Here is a 13251-nt window from a genome sequence, read left to right on the forward strand (position 1 = left end):
GGTTTTCAAATCCGCCGACTTTTAAACATTTTTTAACGGAGTTTTAAACCATGAATAAATCTGAATTGATTGAAGCGATTGCCGAACGCGCTGCAACGAGCAAAAAGCAAGCAGAAAATATGCTGAACTCATTTTGCTATGCGGTTGCTGATGAATTGGAGCGCGGTGGCGAAGTGAACATCACGGGCTTTGGTAGCTTTACCGTTGCCCAACGCGCTGAACGCATTGGGCGCAATCCCAAGACTGGTGAGCCGATTGCCATTGCTGCCAGCAAAACCGTGAAATTCAAAGCTGGTAAAGCCTTGAAAGATGCAGTTGCTTAATTTTTAATCACTAACCAATGGGCGTTTTGGGTTTGCTGTTTTCAGGCAGTCTGAAACGCCCCAAATACAGGAAAAAGCATTATGGCAAAAGAAACCAACGCCCAACGCAAAGCGCGTTTAATCCGCTTAATTCACATCGGCAAGAATGAAATCAAAATGCCTGAAAGCGAATATCGTACTTTGATTGCGAATGTGTCGCAAGGCAAAACCAGCAGCAAATTATTGAATATGGCACAACTGGAAACCGTGTTGCGCCACATGAAAGCGCAAGGGTTTCAAGTCGCCGTAACCACGACAAATGGGCAGGTTTCGCAACAAGACCAATCTGCCCAGCAACGCAAAATCCGCTCGCTTTGGCTTGAATTGCACGAAATGGGCGTTGTCCGCTCGCCAGCCGAAAGCGCGTTGAATGCGTATTGCGTGAAATACGGCGGTGAAAATTGGCAAAACGATGTGATAACAATGCGTGATTTGATTGAACGTTTGAAAAGATGGAAAGCGCGTTTTGAATGAAAAAATACAGGCTGTCTGAAAGCTATTCAGGCAGCCTGATTTCATTTATAATATTGATTATATTATTTATTTTTGTAACAGCGTTTTACATTGTGAAAAAAGGACAGCTTATGGCAGACAACCGCATACCCGAACTGGTTGCCGATTTGGAAGCGCAAACGGCGGCTTTTTTGCTTTCCGAATTGAATTTGGACAATCAGCAAGCACAAATCATCAGCAAAAAACTGTCGCGCCACATCACAAGCAACTGGGGCGGTCAGTTGATTTACATTCCGAAAAATCAGGGCGGCAAACTGGACGAGCGCGACCAGCAAATTTACGCCGAATTTAATGGCAAAAATCATTTTGACTTGGCGAAAAAATACGATTTGGCTGTGCAGCAAATTTACAAAATCGTGAAAACAGTCGGTCAATATGAAATGGCGCAACGCCAACGAGGGCTGTTTGATGATGAATAAAATCCCCATCAAAAATAAAAAGGCGGTCAGGTTTGTTTCTGACCGCTTTTTTTGCGCGTTGAAAATGTGGGATAGGGGTTTGCTTGGGTCAAGCCGAAAACGCGCTTAAAACGCAAAATAAACGCCTTTTTTAAAATGGGCGTTTTTTTAATGCGTGTTAAAAGTTTTTCAGGCTGCCTGAAACCATAATCCGCTTATCAAATGATTTTTGAAAGTATTGAAATGCAATACGAAATCTTTCGGGCTGGTACACGCAAAGATGCGAACGGCAACCTGATTACCATTACAGCGCAAGATTTGCACGATACCGCCCAATCCTACAACACCCAATTCCACGAAGCCCCACTTGTGATTGGACACCCCAAACACGATGCCCCTGCATTTGGTTGGGTGGCGAAACTGAATGTGAACGGCGAAGTTTTGACCGCCGATTTTTCGCAGGTTGATGATGAATTGGCGGAACTTGTCCGCAAAGGGCATTACAAAAAAGTATCCGCCAGTTTTTATCCGCCGCAACACCCAAACAATCCCGTTCAAGGCAAATGGTATTTGCGCCACGTTGGCTTTTTGGGCGCGCACCCACCAGCCGTGAAAGGCTTGGCTGCCATCAACTTTGCCGATGATGAAGACGGTATTGTGTCGTTTAGCGAGAGTGAATGGCTGTTGGCGCGTGTGTTGCGCGGTTTGCGCGAGTGGATTATCGGCAAAGACGGCATTGAAACCGCCGACAAAATTATCCCCGATTGGCAAATTGATGATTTAAAGCGCGTGGCGGAGATGCCGTCTGAACCGTTACCCCAATTTGCCGAACCTGATTTATCAACCCCACCCAATAAGGAAAATGAAAACATGGCAACCGAACAAGAATTAGCCGCCGAAAAAGCGGCGCGTGAAAAAGCCGAGCAGGAAGCGGCAAATGCCAAAGCCGAACTTGCCAAATTGCAAGCCGAACAAGAACAGGCTTTGTGCGATGCCGACCACAAAGCCAATGCGGATTTTGCCGAAAATTTGGTGCGTTCAGGTAGCCTGAAACCAGCCGACAAAGATTTGATTGTGCAAGTATTGGATTTTGCCGAACACCCCGAACACGTTACCGCCGATTTTGGCGAGGGCGACAACAAAAAATCGCTGTCTGCCGCGCTGAAAGATTTTCTGAAAAATGGTGCAACGATTTTGCCAACAGGCGAAACGGCTACGGCAAATCGCGCTGGCGCAAAAACGGTTTCAGGCAGCCTGAACAAGTCTTTTGCTGAATTTGCCGAGCCGAATGCGTTAAGTCATCACGAACGCGCATTGGCTTTGGCTGCAAAAGAAAACATCAGCTACGAAGAGGCGGCTCGCCGCACGGTTCAATAATTTTTTGATTAAAGGAAAAAACATGAGTGCATCTCGCTTACGCAAATTGCGCGGTCAAATTGACCCCGTCTTAACCAATTTGGCTTTGGGTTACAAACAGGCGGAATTTATCGGCGAAAAGATTATGCCTGTGGTGTTTACCGATGTAGAAGGTATCCAAGCACCTAAATTCGGCAAAGGCTCGTTTGTGGAATATCAAACGGAACGCGCTGTTGGTGCTGCCAGCAATGTGATTACGATGGACGTACCCAGCTATTTGCCTGTGGTGTTGGAAGAACACGATTTGGCGGCTGGTGTGGATTATCGTGAAGAAGCCGAAAGCCTGTTTGACGAGCAAGCCAAAGCCACACGCCGCGCCACATCAGGCGTACAACTGCGCCAAGAGATTGAAACCGCCACTTTGTTGCAAAGTCAATCGGCTTACGAAAGCGGTCATTACAAAGATTTGTCAGCCGCGACCAAGTGGAGCGACAAAACAGCAGACCCTGTGAAAGACATTGCAGATGCAAAAGAAGTGGTTCGTGCGGCTTGTGGTGTACGCCCGAATGTGTTGGTGTTGGGTGCGACTGTGGCGCACCAATTGGCATACCACCCAGCTTTGCAAAATGTGTTGGGCAGCAATGAGCGCAAATTGATTACGCCTGAATTGATGAAAGTCATCTTTGATGTTGATGAAGTCATCATCGGCAATGCGGTTTCTACGCCAGCGCCGAATAAGCAAACCAAAGATGTGTGGGGTAATTTTGCCGCCTTGATTGTGCGCCCCAAAGTGATTGCATCGGGCAATGACGAAGGCGAACCTGCATTCGGCTACACATTCCGCCGTAAGGATATGCCTGTGGTAGACCGTTATTCAGAGCAAGGCAACAAAGTAGAATTTTCGCGTTATACGGACATTCGCAAAGTGGCTGCTGTGGGCGGTGCGTGTGGGTTCTTGTTTGATAAAGCAGTTTAATTTCACATTTCAGGCTGCCTGAAATCAAAGGCAGCCTGAAAGAAAGGGATAAAAATGACACCAACTAAAAAAGTGGTATTGGTAACGACCTTAACCGCTACCGCGCCAATTATTGAAAACCGCTTTATTGGTTTTGACGGCAAGCAAGCCAAAGCCAACACGCCTGTGTTTGGCGTAACACCACGCGAGGCAGACGAAGGCGACAGCGTGGGCGTGGAATGTGTGGGCATTGTACTGGTGGAAAGCGGTGGCGCGATTGAAGTCGGCGCAAAAGTGGCATCGGACGCACAAGGTTGTGCGGTCGCTGGCGAAAACAATGCGGTCGGTTACGCGGTTTCGGCTTGTGCCGAAGCTGGCGAACTGGTTGCGGTTTTGTTGAAAGGTTAAATCATGAAACATTATTTGGTAAATACACCTTTGATTTTGCAAGATGAAAATGGCGAAGATGTGCGCGTGGAGCGGGGCGAAATCATTGAATTGTCGGACACGCAATATGCGGAAGTAGCGGCACACGTTACGTTTGCGGAATTTCACGGTGGCGTGTCCAAAGAAGAAATGGCGCATTTGATTGATGGGCAGCCTGAACAATCAGATGAACATCAGTCTGAAACCGCACCTGTGCCGTCTGAAACCACCGACAAACCCAAACGCGGTAAAACGAAAGACGCGGAGTAAACCATGTACATCAGCCGTTCCGACTTGGAAAAAGCCATCAGCCGCGCCGAATTGGTGCAACTGACCCAAGATGACATCAGCAATTACAACGCGACCGAACCCGATTGGACGATTGTGGACATGGCGATTGCAGAGGCTTGTGAATTGGCGGATGGCTATTTAATGGGGCGTTATACCGTGCCACTTGAACCTGTTCCGAGCTTAATTGGCACAATTTGTCGGACATTGGCGCGACATTGGTTGCACAGTCGGCGTATTAACACCGCCGAATTTCCCAAACCTTTACAGGCTGCCTATGACAATGCCATCAAATTATTGGAACAAATCCGCGATGGCAAAGTTCACATCGGCGTGAAAAGTTTGGAAGCCGAAAAAGCGGCAACAGAGCGTTGGCAATCTGAACGCGGTGCGTACCATGTTCGCGCTGGTGTGAAACACGATTGGAGCGATTATCCATGAGCGTAACCGTCCCCATTTTGCAGGATTTAACGGCACACATTCAGGCTGCCTTGCCCAATTTGGAAGTGCGTTTGTTTCCCGACCGTCCCAGCGAATACCGTTTTATGCACCCAGTTGGAGCGGTGCTGGTGCAATATTCAGGCAGTCAATTTGAACCGCCTCGTGCATTGCAAACCATTGTTCAGCAAAGAATACTGAAAATCCATTTGACGGTTTTTGGGCGCAATTTGCACCATGATTTTGGTACATTGGATTTATTGGACAAAATCCGTTTGGCGGTGGTGGGACACCGTCCTGTTGATTGTAGCCCCATTCATTTGCTGTCAGAAGGCTTTTTAGATGAAACCGCAGGGGCATGGCAATACGAATTGCGCTTGCAAACCGAAACCGAGCAAATTCAAGTTTGCCAGCCTGATAATCGTCCGCGCTTAACCAGCGTGTATGTGCGACAAGATGGCGACCCACTCAATCCCCATATTCAACTCAAAGGAAACACACCATGACTTATCATCACGGCACAGAAACCAAGCGCATAGACGGCGGTTCGAGCCCTGTGTATGGCGTTCCCAGCGCAATTACGGCTTTGATTGGCACGGCACAAAGTGGCGCGGTCAATGAATTAACCGTTTGCCAAACCGTGAAAGATTTTGCCCAATTTGGCAATATTGTTGGCGCAGGATTTACCATTGCCGATGCTGCCGATATTTTAACGCGCTACAAAAGCGGTAAGGTGTATGTGGTTAATGTATTAGACCCTGCTCGCCACAAAACCGATGTGGTGGATGAAGTCTTGACCCAAGATCCCAATACGCTGATTGCCAAAACGCGCAAACCTGCTTTAACTGCTGTTGCCAATGTGAAAGATGGCACAACCGTTTTGACCGCCAACACCGATTACACGGTAAACATGACAACGGGCGAAGTACAGTTTAAAGCTCGCCGCGCTGCACCCAAAATCAGCTACACCCATTTAGACCCAAGCAAAGTTACCGAAGCCGACATCAAAGGCGCGTATGTCGCGGCAACAGGTAAACGCACAGGTTTGGAACTGGTTCGTGAGGGCTATACGCTGTTTGGTTCAGACGCGAAAATCATCATCGCCCCTGAATTTGACAAAACAGCTACCATGCGAGCGGCTTTGGGGGTGTCAGCAGAACAGTTAAATGCGATTGCCTATGTGTCAGCACCCAAAGGCACAAAATTAAGCCAAGCCATTCAAGGACGTGGCGTGTCAGGCAGCATTAACTTTTACACTTCATCTGACCGTGTTCATTTGTTTTATCCCCATGTGAAAAATGGCGATGTATTGGAAAGTTTGGCGGTTCACGCGGCTGGTTTACGCATGAAAACCGATGTAGAACAAGGTTATTGGTTTTCCACATCCAATCGTGAATTATTGGGCGTAACAGGCATGGAATTTCCGCTTACCGCTCGCTTGGATGACAAGCAGTCTGAAACCAATCAACTGAACGAAGTGGGCATCACGACCGTATTCAATTCGTTTGGAACAGGCTATCGCTTATGGGGCAACCGTTTGGCTTGTTTCCCGACCACCACCCACATCAAAAACTTTGAAGTGGCACAACGCACGGGCGATGTGATTGATGAAAGCATTCGTCAATTTGAATTGCAATACATGGATTTGCCAATTGATGACGCGCTGATTGACAGCTTGCTGGAAGGCATTCGCACCTATTTGGGTACGCAAAAAAGTTTGGTGGGTTTCAGCGTAGAATTAGACCATGACTATGATTTGGTGGACGCATTCAGCAAAGGGCAAGTGCCGTTGAAATACGATTACACGCCAAAATTGCCGATGGAACGCGCCAGCAACACCAGCGTGATGACGCGCAAATATTTGATTAACTTGGTTTCCAATAAAGGATAAGCGAGATGAGTGTTTCCATTAACATTATCAGCAACGCCAATGTTTATTTAGACGGCGTAAATTTTGTGGGGCAAGCTGGCGAAATCAAGCTGCCTGAAATTGAAAATGAATTTGAAGAATATAAGGCTTTGGGCTTAATCGGCACACCGTCTTTGCCTATGGGTTTCAAAGAGATGGAAGGCGAAATTGAATGGAACAGCTTTGACCAGCGTGCCAAAGTCAAAATGTACAATCCCTATAAAGCCGTGCAATTGATGGTACGCAGCAGCGTGGAAACCTACAATGCGCAGGGCAGATTGGCGGAATTGCCGTTGGTAACGGTGTTGGGCGTGATGTTCAATAAAGTCGGCTTGGGGACGTATAAACCCAAAGAATTGGCGGATATGCCCAGCAGTTTCAAAATTCACAGCATTAATCAGAAATTGGGCGGTCGTGAACTGTTGCATTTTGATGTGTTCAACAATCAACTGCGTGTAGATGGTGTAGATGTTTTGAGCCAATGGCGCAAAAATTTGGGCGCGTAATTTTTTAATCAACTTTAAAAGTTTCAAGCAGCCTGAAACACTAAACTCACTTTGTTTTTCAACAACAAAGTGAGTTTTTTCATGCAAAATCAAGTCAAACAAATCCGTGAACAAATTGGTATCACACAAACCATTCAACTGAACGTCCCTGTGCAACTGGCAGACGGTCGTGAACTCAATCAAGTAACCATGCGCCGTGCCAAAGTAGGCGATTTGCGCTCGGTGTCTCATTATCAAAACGAAGCAGAACAAGAAATTGCGCTGATTGCGCGATTGGCAGGGCTTATCCCCGAAGATTTGGAGGAATTGGATTTAAGCGATTATGTCCAGTTGCAAGACTGGTTTCGCCAATGCCAGCAAAAACCGAAAACAGAAATCCCAAAAATCCAAAAGTCTGAACAGTAAAGCATTTTACGCTCAATTATTGTCGGCTTGCGCGGACACTGCGTGGTGGTATGGCTGGGGCATTCAAGAAATTGATGATTTAAGTGTTGATGATTTTATGGTGTTTCAGCAAGAAGCGAGCCGCCAAATCAAAGCAGGTTATCGCAAAGGCTTGTGATTATTTACCAAACAAGACTTTGGCACTTAAAAACAAACCGTAAATTGCCCCAGCCATAATCGCCAATAAAGCCAACGCCCCAAACACAAAACCGAATACGCCAATAAACGCCATTTTTCAGTCCCTTTGTTTTAAAAATTCATATTTTTCATAGGATAAACCATGTCAGCAGAATTATCAATAGTCGTCAAAATTGGGGCAGCCGTAGGCGGCACAATGGCGGCTTTTCGTTCGCTGTTGCGTGGCAATACCGATTTGAGAAACAGCACGGCTTTATTGCAACGCGAATACGATGTTTTGGGGCGAGCCATACGGCGTAATGCCCAATCAGGCAGCCAAGATATTCAACGTTTGCAACGCCAACACGAGCGTTTGGGACAAACTTTACGCGGCGCAAACCGCGCCCAATCTTGGAAACAAGGTGTGCAAACCAAGCTAGGCAATGCACGTGAATACCGTGAACAATTGCGCTCGGAAGCGATTGGCGCGTTTGCTGGCATGGGGTCGGTGCTTGTGCCTATTCGCATGGCAATGGATTTTGAAAGTGCGATGGCGGATGTAAAAAAAGTCGTGGACTTTGACACACCCCAGCAGTTCAAACAAATGGAACAGGATTTGTTGAACATGACCCATCGCATTCCAATGGCTGGCAAAGAATTGGCGGCGATTGCGGCAAGTGGCGGACAATTGGGCATTGCACGACAGGATTTGGCGGCTTTCACAGAAACAGTTGCCAAAATGTCGGTGGCGTTTGATATGTCCGCCGAACAAGCTGGCGACAGCATGGCAAAACTCGCCAATGTGTACAAAATCCCCATTAAAGAAATTGGCAAATTGGGCGATGCGATTAACCATTTGTCCAATAATAGCCCTGCAAAAGCCAGCGATATTGTGAACACGCTTGGGCGTGTGGGTGGTATTGCAAAACAATTTGGCTTGACAGAATTGCAAACCGCGTCTTTATCTAATGCCCTTATTTCATTAGGTAAAACGCCCGAAGTCGCTGGTACAGCTATCAACGGTATGCTGACAAAATTGATGACCGCCGAAAAAGGCGGTAAAGATTTTCAGGCTGCCTTAAAAAGCATGGGCATTTCCGCCAAACAGCTTAAAAAAGACATTGCCCAAAATGGCGAACAAGCCTTAATGGACTTTTTGAAAGCCATCAACAAATTACCCAAAGACCAGCAAATGGGGACATTGGTGGATTTGTTTGGTTTGGAATACGCCGATGATGTAGCGGTGTTGTCGGGCAGTTTGGAAACCTATCAAAAATCCATAGATGCTTTGCAATCCAAAGGCAAAGACGGCAAACCCAGTTTTTCAGGTAGCATGGACAAAGAGTTTGCCGCTCGTTCCGCGACCACCGCCAACAATTTGCAGTTATTCAAAAACCAAATGGCGCATTTGGGCATCAATATTGGCTCGGTCATGTTGCCAGCCGTGAATGCTTTATTGAATGAAATGAAGCCTTTGGTGGACAGCTTTATCCGTTTTGCCGAAGCGCATCCCAATTTGATTAAAAACATCTTTTTGGGCATTGCAGCATTGGCAGCGTTTAAAGTGGGTAGCTTGGCGGTGCGTTTTGGTTTGAGTTTGCTGGGTAGCCTGTTTTTTGGCACGGCTGGCAGAATGTTGGGTTTTGCTGGTTCGCTGTTGCGTGTGAAAGGGGCTTTACAACTGTTGAGCGTGGGGCGCAGCGTGATGGCTTTGCGCTTACTGGGTTTATCGGCGGTACAAGCACGAACCATTTTGGCTGGATTGGGACGTGTGGGCGCGTGGGTGTCGGCTGGTTTTCGTTTGATTGGCTCGGCTTTTGCGGGTGTGGTGCGTGTGGGCGGTATGCTTATTCGTTTTCTGCCTATGGTCGGTCAGGCGTTTATGGCATTGGGGCGTTTTCTGTTGATGACACCCATTGGCATGGCTTTGGGCTTGTTGGCAACGGCGGCATATCTGCTTTATACACGGTGGAGCGGTGTAGTCGGTGGGGCAAAATTGCTGTGGCAAGATTTGTCTAATGTGGTCGGCAATGTGGCTCGCAGCATTAGCCAGTTTTTTCAGGCTGCGTGGACAAGTATCAAAGCGGTATTCAGTCAAGGGATTGGTTTTATTTCATCGGCGATTATGGGCTTTTCGCCTTTGGGTTTGTTTCGGGCTGTGTTTGCGCCTGTGATTGGCTGGTTTGCCAGCTTGCCGTCTCAATTTGCTGGTTTTGGGCGTAATTTGATGCAGGGCTTGCTCAATGGCATTCAGGCTGGTGCAAGCGCGGTTTTGGGACGCATTCAAAGTTTAGCCAGCAACATCAAATCTAAATTCCAAAGCATGATGGGCATTCACTCGCCATCTCGTGTATTTGGGCGATTTGGTGGCTGGCTGATGGAAGGTCTGAACATCGGTATTTCACGCAAAGAAAATCAACCGATTTCGCGCATGGGGCAATTAGCGGACAATTTGAAACAGCGTTTCACAAATGGCGTAGGCAGCCTGAAAACCAATGTATCAGGTGTTTGGGGCAATGTGAAAGCAGATTTTGCTGAAAAATTAGGCAAATCCACGCAAGCTATTCAACAAGCTCGCCAACATACCCAAGCGCAAAACGGCGCAATTACGGTACATTTTAATCCGACCATTAACATCAACGGTGGCGGTAATGTGTCGGCGCAAATGCAACAAGGTTTACAAATGTCATTGCATGAATTTGAAAAAATGCTGGAACGTGTGGTGGCAGAAAAAATGCGGAGGGCTTATTGATGTTTGCTCAACTGGGCGGTGTTCGTTTGGAAGTCTTGAACAGTTTTACATCGTTTGAAGAAAGCCATGCGGCGAATTTTGCCAAACATGATGTACTCAAAGGCAGACCGCGTTTACAAGCGATGGGCAATGATTTGACGACATTGCGGTTTGAAGTGCGTTTGCATTGGCGTTTGGGCGATGTGGACAGGGCTTATCGTGGTTTGGTTAGCGCGAAAGAAGCGCAACAAGCCGTATCGTTGGTGTACGGTTCGGGGCGATTTGTTGGCTGGTTTGTGATTGGGCGATTGACATCGCGCACCACGCAAATGGACGGATACGGTCGCACGGCAGCGCGTGAGTTGGATATTGAACTGACTGAATTTGTCGGCGACCCAAACAATCCTTTGCCCACGCCAGCCGTGATGAGCGGTAAACAAAATCCCTTATTATCCATGCTGCCTGAAAGTGTACGCGGTCAGGTTTTGCCCATTGTTGAAAATGTACAAAAAGCGGTTAAAGTCTATCGCACGGTAGAAAAAGAAATCGGGCAAATGCAGCACTTGGTTTATCAAGCAAAAGAATTGCGCCATGACCCTGCTGGGGCATTACACGCGATTTCGGACGCGCTGAATATTGGTGGTTCGGCTTTGGGTAAATTGAATGGGCTGCCTGAAATCACGGATAAATTGGGCGATTTGGCTGGTGTGGCGACTTTTGTGGCGCAATCGGCACAAGCGACTTCACAATTGGGCAATGCTGTGGGTTTATTGCGACAAGGTTTTGAAAGTAATCAAATTGGCTCGTGGTTGGATAGTGGCATTCACTCGGTAGACCAAGCAGTTGAAAGTTTACAAAACGGCGCAAGCGCGGTGCAAACGCTGACTGCCTTTATTGCCACGCGAAAGGGTAGCTGATGAATGGTGTTTTAATCTATACCACGAGAGACGGCGACCGTTGGGACACGATTTCGCATAAACATTATGGCACAGCATTTGAAATCAATCGTTTGATTGCGGCTAATCCACATTTGTCATTGGCTGAACAATTTGAAAGTGGTTTAACGGTGTTTGTACCCGTTATTCAACAAACAAGCAATCAACAACAGCAGGATATGCCACCATGGATGCGCTAAATTTGGTTTCAAATTTGATTTCAGGCAGCCTGAATGCCAATCAACACCCTGTTACACGCCCTGATTTTTTGTTGCAATACGAGCAGAAAAACATCACGGCAGATGTTGCCCCTTATTTGCTTTCGGTGATTTACACCGATTATTTAGCAGAACAATCAGACGAGCTACAAATTGAGTTTGAAGATGTGGACGGTCGCTGGTTGCGGTCTTGGTATCCCGAACAGGGCGATAAATTGACGATGAGCATGGGCGACCAATTCACGGGTTTGATTAAATGGGGCAGTTTTGAAATTGCCGAAATTGAATACAATCAAGAAAGTAGCGGTCATCGTGTATTACTAAAAGCATTGGCAACGGGTATCAGCAAAGCCAACCGCACCAATCAACCCAAATCGTATGAAAAAACCACGTTGGCAGAAATTGTCCGCACGGTTGCCAAACGCTTGAAATTGAATGTGTCGGGTACGGTGCGCGAGATTAAAATTGACCGCGTTACCCAATACCAAGAGCGTGATGTGGAATTTTTAACACGCTTGGCGAAAGATTACGGACACAGTTTCAAAATCGTGGGCGATACATTGGTGTTTGCCGACCGAGCTGAATTAGTGGAACGTGAAGCGGTGGCGGTGTTAGACCCAACTGATGTGTTGCGTGTGCGTTTGCGTGATTTGATTAAAGGCGTTCCGCAAGCGGTTGAAGTGCGCGGTTACGACCCCAAAACCAAGAAAACCGTTACAAGCACCAAACACGCCAAACCGCGCCGAAAATCCGCCAAAAAACCAACCACCACCGACACACTCAAAATCACGGCAAACAAAGGCGAAAGCCAAGCGCAATTAGACCAACGCGCTCAATCTGCCCTTGATGACGCGCAAGATGAACAATGCGCTGGCACGATTACGCTGTTTGGTAATGCGAAATTGGTTGCTGGACAAATGATTGAGTTGAAACGCTATGGCAAATTAAGCGGTCGTTATTTGGTTAAACAAGCGCGGCATGAATACAATCGGGCGAGCGGTTATTTGACGGAAATTGAAGTCAAAATGATTGAATACATTGATGAAGAAAAGGAACAGCAAAATGTTCAGGCAGCCTGAAAATCATGATTTTGGCGCAACCTTGCAATTTGGCACGGTTGCGGAAATTGACGATAAAAAACACGCTGTGCGCGTGGTTTTGCCAGCTTTGGAAAATCTGCAAACCGACTGGTTGTCCGTCATCACTTTGGGCGCAGGGGGTAACCAGTTTTATTGTTTGCCTGATATGGGCGCGTTGGTTGTGTGTTTATTGGACGCTCGCGGCGAAAATGGCGTGTGTTTGGGCGCAATTTATAATGACAGCGACCCTGTGCCAGCCACGAGCCGTGATTTGCACGTTTTGCAATACAGCAATGGCACACGCATTCAACACAACAGAAAAACTGGCGATGTATTGATTAAAACAAGCGGCGTGGTTACTGTGGACGCGGATTGCGTGGTACAAAAAACCTTGACCGTAAACGGTTTACTGACTTACACGGCTGGCATGAGCGGCTCGGGCGGTGGCGCAAACGCGGCAACGATTACAGGCAGCCTGAAAGCAACAGGCGACATTTCAGCAGGTACAATTTCATTGCAAAATCACGTTCACACAGAGCAAGGCGATGGTGCGCCGACCAGTTCCGCACAATAATT

Annotated in this window: 18 protein-coding genes; all 18 read left to right on the forward strand. The window is 47.3% G+C overall.

Translation table 11 applies throughout. The features are described from left to right. The first annotated feature begins 50 nt into the window (after window positions 1-50). The 18 genes from Q338_RS03080 to Q338_RS03165 all read left to right on the forward strand — a co-directional run bounded on the left by Q338_RS03080 (window position 51) and on the right by Q338_RS03165 (window position 13249). Window positions 51-323 (forward strand): HU family DNA-binding protein, encoded by a 273-nt coding sequence (locus Q338_RS03080; RefSeq protein ID WP_034291817.1) that lies wholly within the window; start codon window positions 51-53, stop codon window positions 321-323. Between the two features lie 81 nt (window positions 324-404). Then, window positions 405-836 carry a regulatory protein GemA gene (locus Q338_RS03085; protein ID WP_034291819.1) on the forward strand — a complete coding sequence of 144 codons (432 nt, stop codon included), beginning with the start codon at window positions 405-407 and terminating at the stop codon, window positions 834-836. 110 nt (window positions 837-946) lie between these two features. Then, window positions 947-1294: a Mor transcription activator family protein gene (locus Q338_RS03090; protein WP_172540024.1), complete on the forward strand. Its 348-nt coding sequence runs from the start codon at window positions 947-949 to the stop codon at window positions 1292-1294. A gap of 222 nt (window positions 1295-1516) precedes the next feature. Beyond that, complete coding sequence (locus Q338_RS03095) at window positions 1517-2650, forward strand: hypothetical protein (RefSeq protein WP_034291883.1); 1134 nt, start codon at window positions 1517-1519, stop codon at window positions 2648-2650. 22 nt (window positions 2651-2672) lie between these two features. Then, the gene (locus Q338_RS03100; protein ID WP_034291821.1) at window positions 2673-3605 is read left to right on the forward strand and encodes a major capsid protein; all 933 of its coding nucleotides are present in this window, start codon (window positions 2673-2675) and stop codon (window positions 3603-3605) included. 54 nt (window positions 3606-3659) lie between these two features. Then, window positions 3660-3992 (forward strand): DUF2190 family protein, encoded by a 333-nt coding sequence (locus Q338_RS03105; RefSeq protein ID WP_034291823.1) that lies wholly within the window; start codon window positions 3660-3662, stop codon window positions 3990-3992. Between the two features lie 3 nt (window positions 3993-3995). Then, complete coding sequence (locus Q338_RS03110) at window positions 3996-4280, forward strand: hypothetical protein (protein ID WP_034291825.1); 285 nt, start codon at window positions 3996-3998, stop codon at window positions 4278-4280. 3 nt (window positions 4281-4283) lie between these two features. After that, the gene (locus tag Q338_RS03115) at window positions 4284-4739 is read left to right on the forward strand and encodes a gp436 family protein (protein ID WP_034291827.1); all 456 of its coding nucleotides are present in this window, start codon (window positions 4284-4286) and stop codon (window positions 4737-4739) included. Continuing rightward, on the forward strand, window positions 4736-5242 hold the full coding sequence (locus Q338_RS03120; RefSeq protein WP_034291829.1) for a Gp37 family protein: 507 nt from the start codon (window positions 4736-4738) through the stop codon (window positions 5240-5242). The genes Q338_RS03115 and Q338_RS03120 overlap by 4 nt, the downstream gene beginning before the upstream one ends. Next, window positions 5239-6627 (forward strand): phage tail sheath family protein, encoded by a 1389-nt coding sequence (locus Q338_RS03125; RefSeq protein WP_034291831.1) that lies wholly within the window; start codon window positions 5239-5241, stop codon window positions 6625-6627. Before Q338_RS03120 ends, Q338_RS03125 begins: the two co-directional genes overlap by 4 nt. 5 nt (window positions 6628-6632) lie before the next feature. Next, window positions 6633-7151, forward strand: coding sequence for a phage major tail tube protein (locus Q338_RS03130; RefSeq protein WP_034291833.1), 519 nt, complete (start codon window positions 6633-6635; stop codon window positions 7149-7151). Between the two features lie 81 nt (window positions 7152-7232). Continuing rightward, on the forward strand, window positions 7233-7556 hold the full coding sequence (locus Q338_RS03135) for a phage tail assembly protein (protein WP_034291835.1): 324 nt from the start codon (window positions 7233-7235) through the stop codon (window positions 7554-7556). A 19-nt stretch (window positions 7557-7575) separates the two neighbouring features. Continuing rightward, window positions 7576-7713 carry a GpE family phage tail protein gene (locus Q338_RS03140; RefSeq protein ID WP_034291837.1) on the forward strand — a complete coding sequence of 46 codons (138 nt, stop codon included), beginning with the start codon at window positions 7576-7578 and terminating at the stop codon, window positions 7711-7713. Between the two features lie 162 nt (window positions 7714-7875). After that, on the forward strand, window positions 7876-10464 hold the full coding sequence (locus Q338_RS03145; RefSeq protein ID WP_034291839.1) for a phage tail tape measure protein: 2589 nt from the start codon (window positions 7876-7878) through the stop codon (window positions 10462-10464). Next, window positions 10464-11360, forward strand: a complete 897-nt coding sequence (locus tag Q338_RS03150; RefSeq protein ID WP_034291842.1) for a phage tail protein — start codon at window positions 10464-10466, stop codon at window positions 11358-11360. The genes Q338_RS03145 and Q338_RS03150 overlap by 1 nt, the downstream gene beginning before the upstream one ends. Further along, entirely contained in the window at window positions 11360-11578 is a 219-nt protein-coding gene (locus tag Q338_RS03155; RefSeq protein WP_172540025.1) for a tail protein X, read from the forward strand. Before Q338_RS03150 ends, Q338_RS03155 begins: the two co-directional genes overlap by 1 nt. Beyond that, complete coding sequence (locus Q338_RS03160) at window positions 11566-12675, forward strand: phage late control D family protein (protein ID WP_034291846.1); 1110 nt, start codon at window positions 11566-11568, stop codon at window positions 12673-12675. The genes Q338_RS03155 and Q338_RS03160 overlap by 13 nt, the downstream gene beginning before the upstream one ends. Continuing rightward, window positions 12638-13249, forward strand: a complete 612-nt coding sequence (locus Q338_RS03165) for a phage baseplate assembly protein V (protein WP_244773657.1) — start codon at window positions 12638-12640, stop codon at window positions 13247-13249. The genes Q338_RS03160 and Q338_RS03165 overlap by 38 nt, the downstream gene beginning before the upstream one ends. Window positions 13250-13251 lie beyond the last annotated feature (2 nt).

The sequence above is a fragment of the Alysiella crassa DSM 2578 genome (assembly GCF_000745955.1).
GTDB classification, from domain to species: domain Bacteria; phylum Pseudomonadota; class Gammaproteobacteria; order Burkholderiales; family Neisseriaceae; genus Simonsiella; species Simonsiella crassa.

Bases quoted from the DNA above. Each gene is read 5' to 3' on its own strand.
- Q338_RS03080 (WP_034291817.1), top strand. From the start codon at position 51: ATGAATAAATCTGAATTGATTGAAGCGATTGCCGAACGCGCTGCAACG.
- Q338_RS03085 (WP_034291819.1), top strand. From the start codon at position 405: ATGGCAAAAGAAACCAACGCCCAACGCAAAGCGCGTTTAATCCGCTTA.
- Q338_RS03090 (WP_172540024.1), top strand. From the start codon at position 947: ATGGCAGACAACCGCATACCCGAACTGGTTGCCGATTTGGAAGCGCAA.
- Q338_RS03095 (WP_034291883.1), top strand. From the start codon at position 1,517: ATGCAATACGAAATCTTTCGGGCTGGTACACGCAAAGATGCGAACGGC.
- Q338_RS03100 (WP_034291821.1), top strand. From the start codon at position 2,673: ATGAGTGCATCTCGCTTACGCAAATTGCGCGGTCAAATTGACCCCGTC.
- Q338_RS03105 (WP_034291823.1), top strand. From the start codon at position 3,660: ATGACACCAACTAAAAAAGTGGTATTGGTAACGACCTTAACCGCTACC.
- Q338_RS03110 (WP_034291825.1), top strand. From the start codon at position 3,996: ATGAAACATTATTTGGTAAATACACCTTTGATTTTGCAAGATGAAAAT.
- Q338_RS03115 (WP_034291827.1), top strand. From the start codon at position 4,284: ATGTACATCAGCCGTTCCGACTTGGAAAAAGCCATCAGCCGCGCCGAA.
- Q338_RS03120 (WP_034291829.1), top strand. From the start codon at position 4,736: ATGAGCGTAACCGTCCCCATTTTGCAGGATTTAACGGCACACATTCAG.
- Q338_RS03125 (WP_034291831.1), top strand. From the start codon at position 5,239: ATGACTTATCATCACGGCACAGAAACCAAGCGCATAGACGGCGGTTCG.
- Q338_RS03130 (WP_034291833.1), top strand. From the start codon at position 6,633: ATGAGTGTTTCCATTAACATTATCAGCAACGCCAATGTTTATTTAGAC.
- Q338_RS03135 (WP_034291835.1), top strand. From the start codon at position 7,233: ATGCAAAATCAAGTCAAACAAATCCGTGAACAAATTGGTATCACACAA.
- Q338_RS03145 (WP_034291839.1), top strand. From the start codon at position 7,876: ATGTCAGCAGAATTATCAATAGTCGTCAAAATTGGGGCAGCCGTAGGC.
- Q338_RS03150 (WP_034291842.1), top strand. From the start codon at position 10,464: ATGTTTGCTCAACTGGGCGGTGTTCGTTTGGAAGTCTTGAACAGTTTT.
- Q338_RS03155 (WP_172540025.1), top strand. From the start codon at position 11,360: ATGAATGGTGTTTTAATCTATACCACGAGAGACGGCGACCGTTGGGAC.
- Q338_RS03160 (WP_034291846.1), top strand. From the start codon at position 11,566: ATGGATGCGCTAAATTTGGTTTCAAATTTGATTTCAGGCAGCCTGAAT.
- Q338_RS03165 (WP_244773657.1), top strand. From the start codon at position 12,638: ATGAAGAAAAGGAACAGCAAAATGTTCAGGCAGCCTGAAAATCATGAT.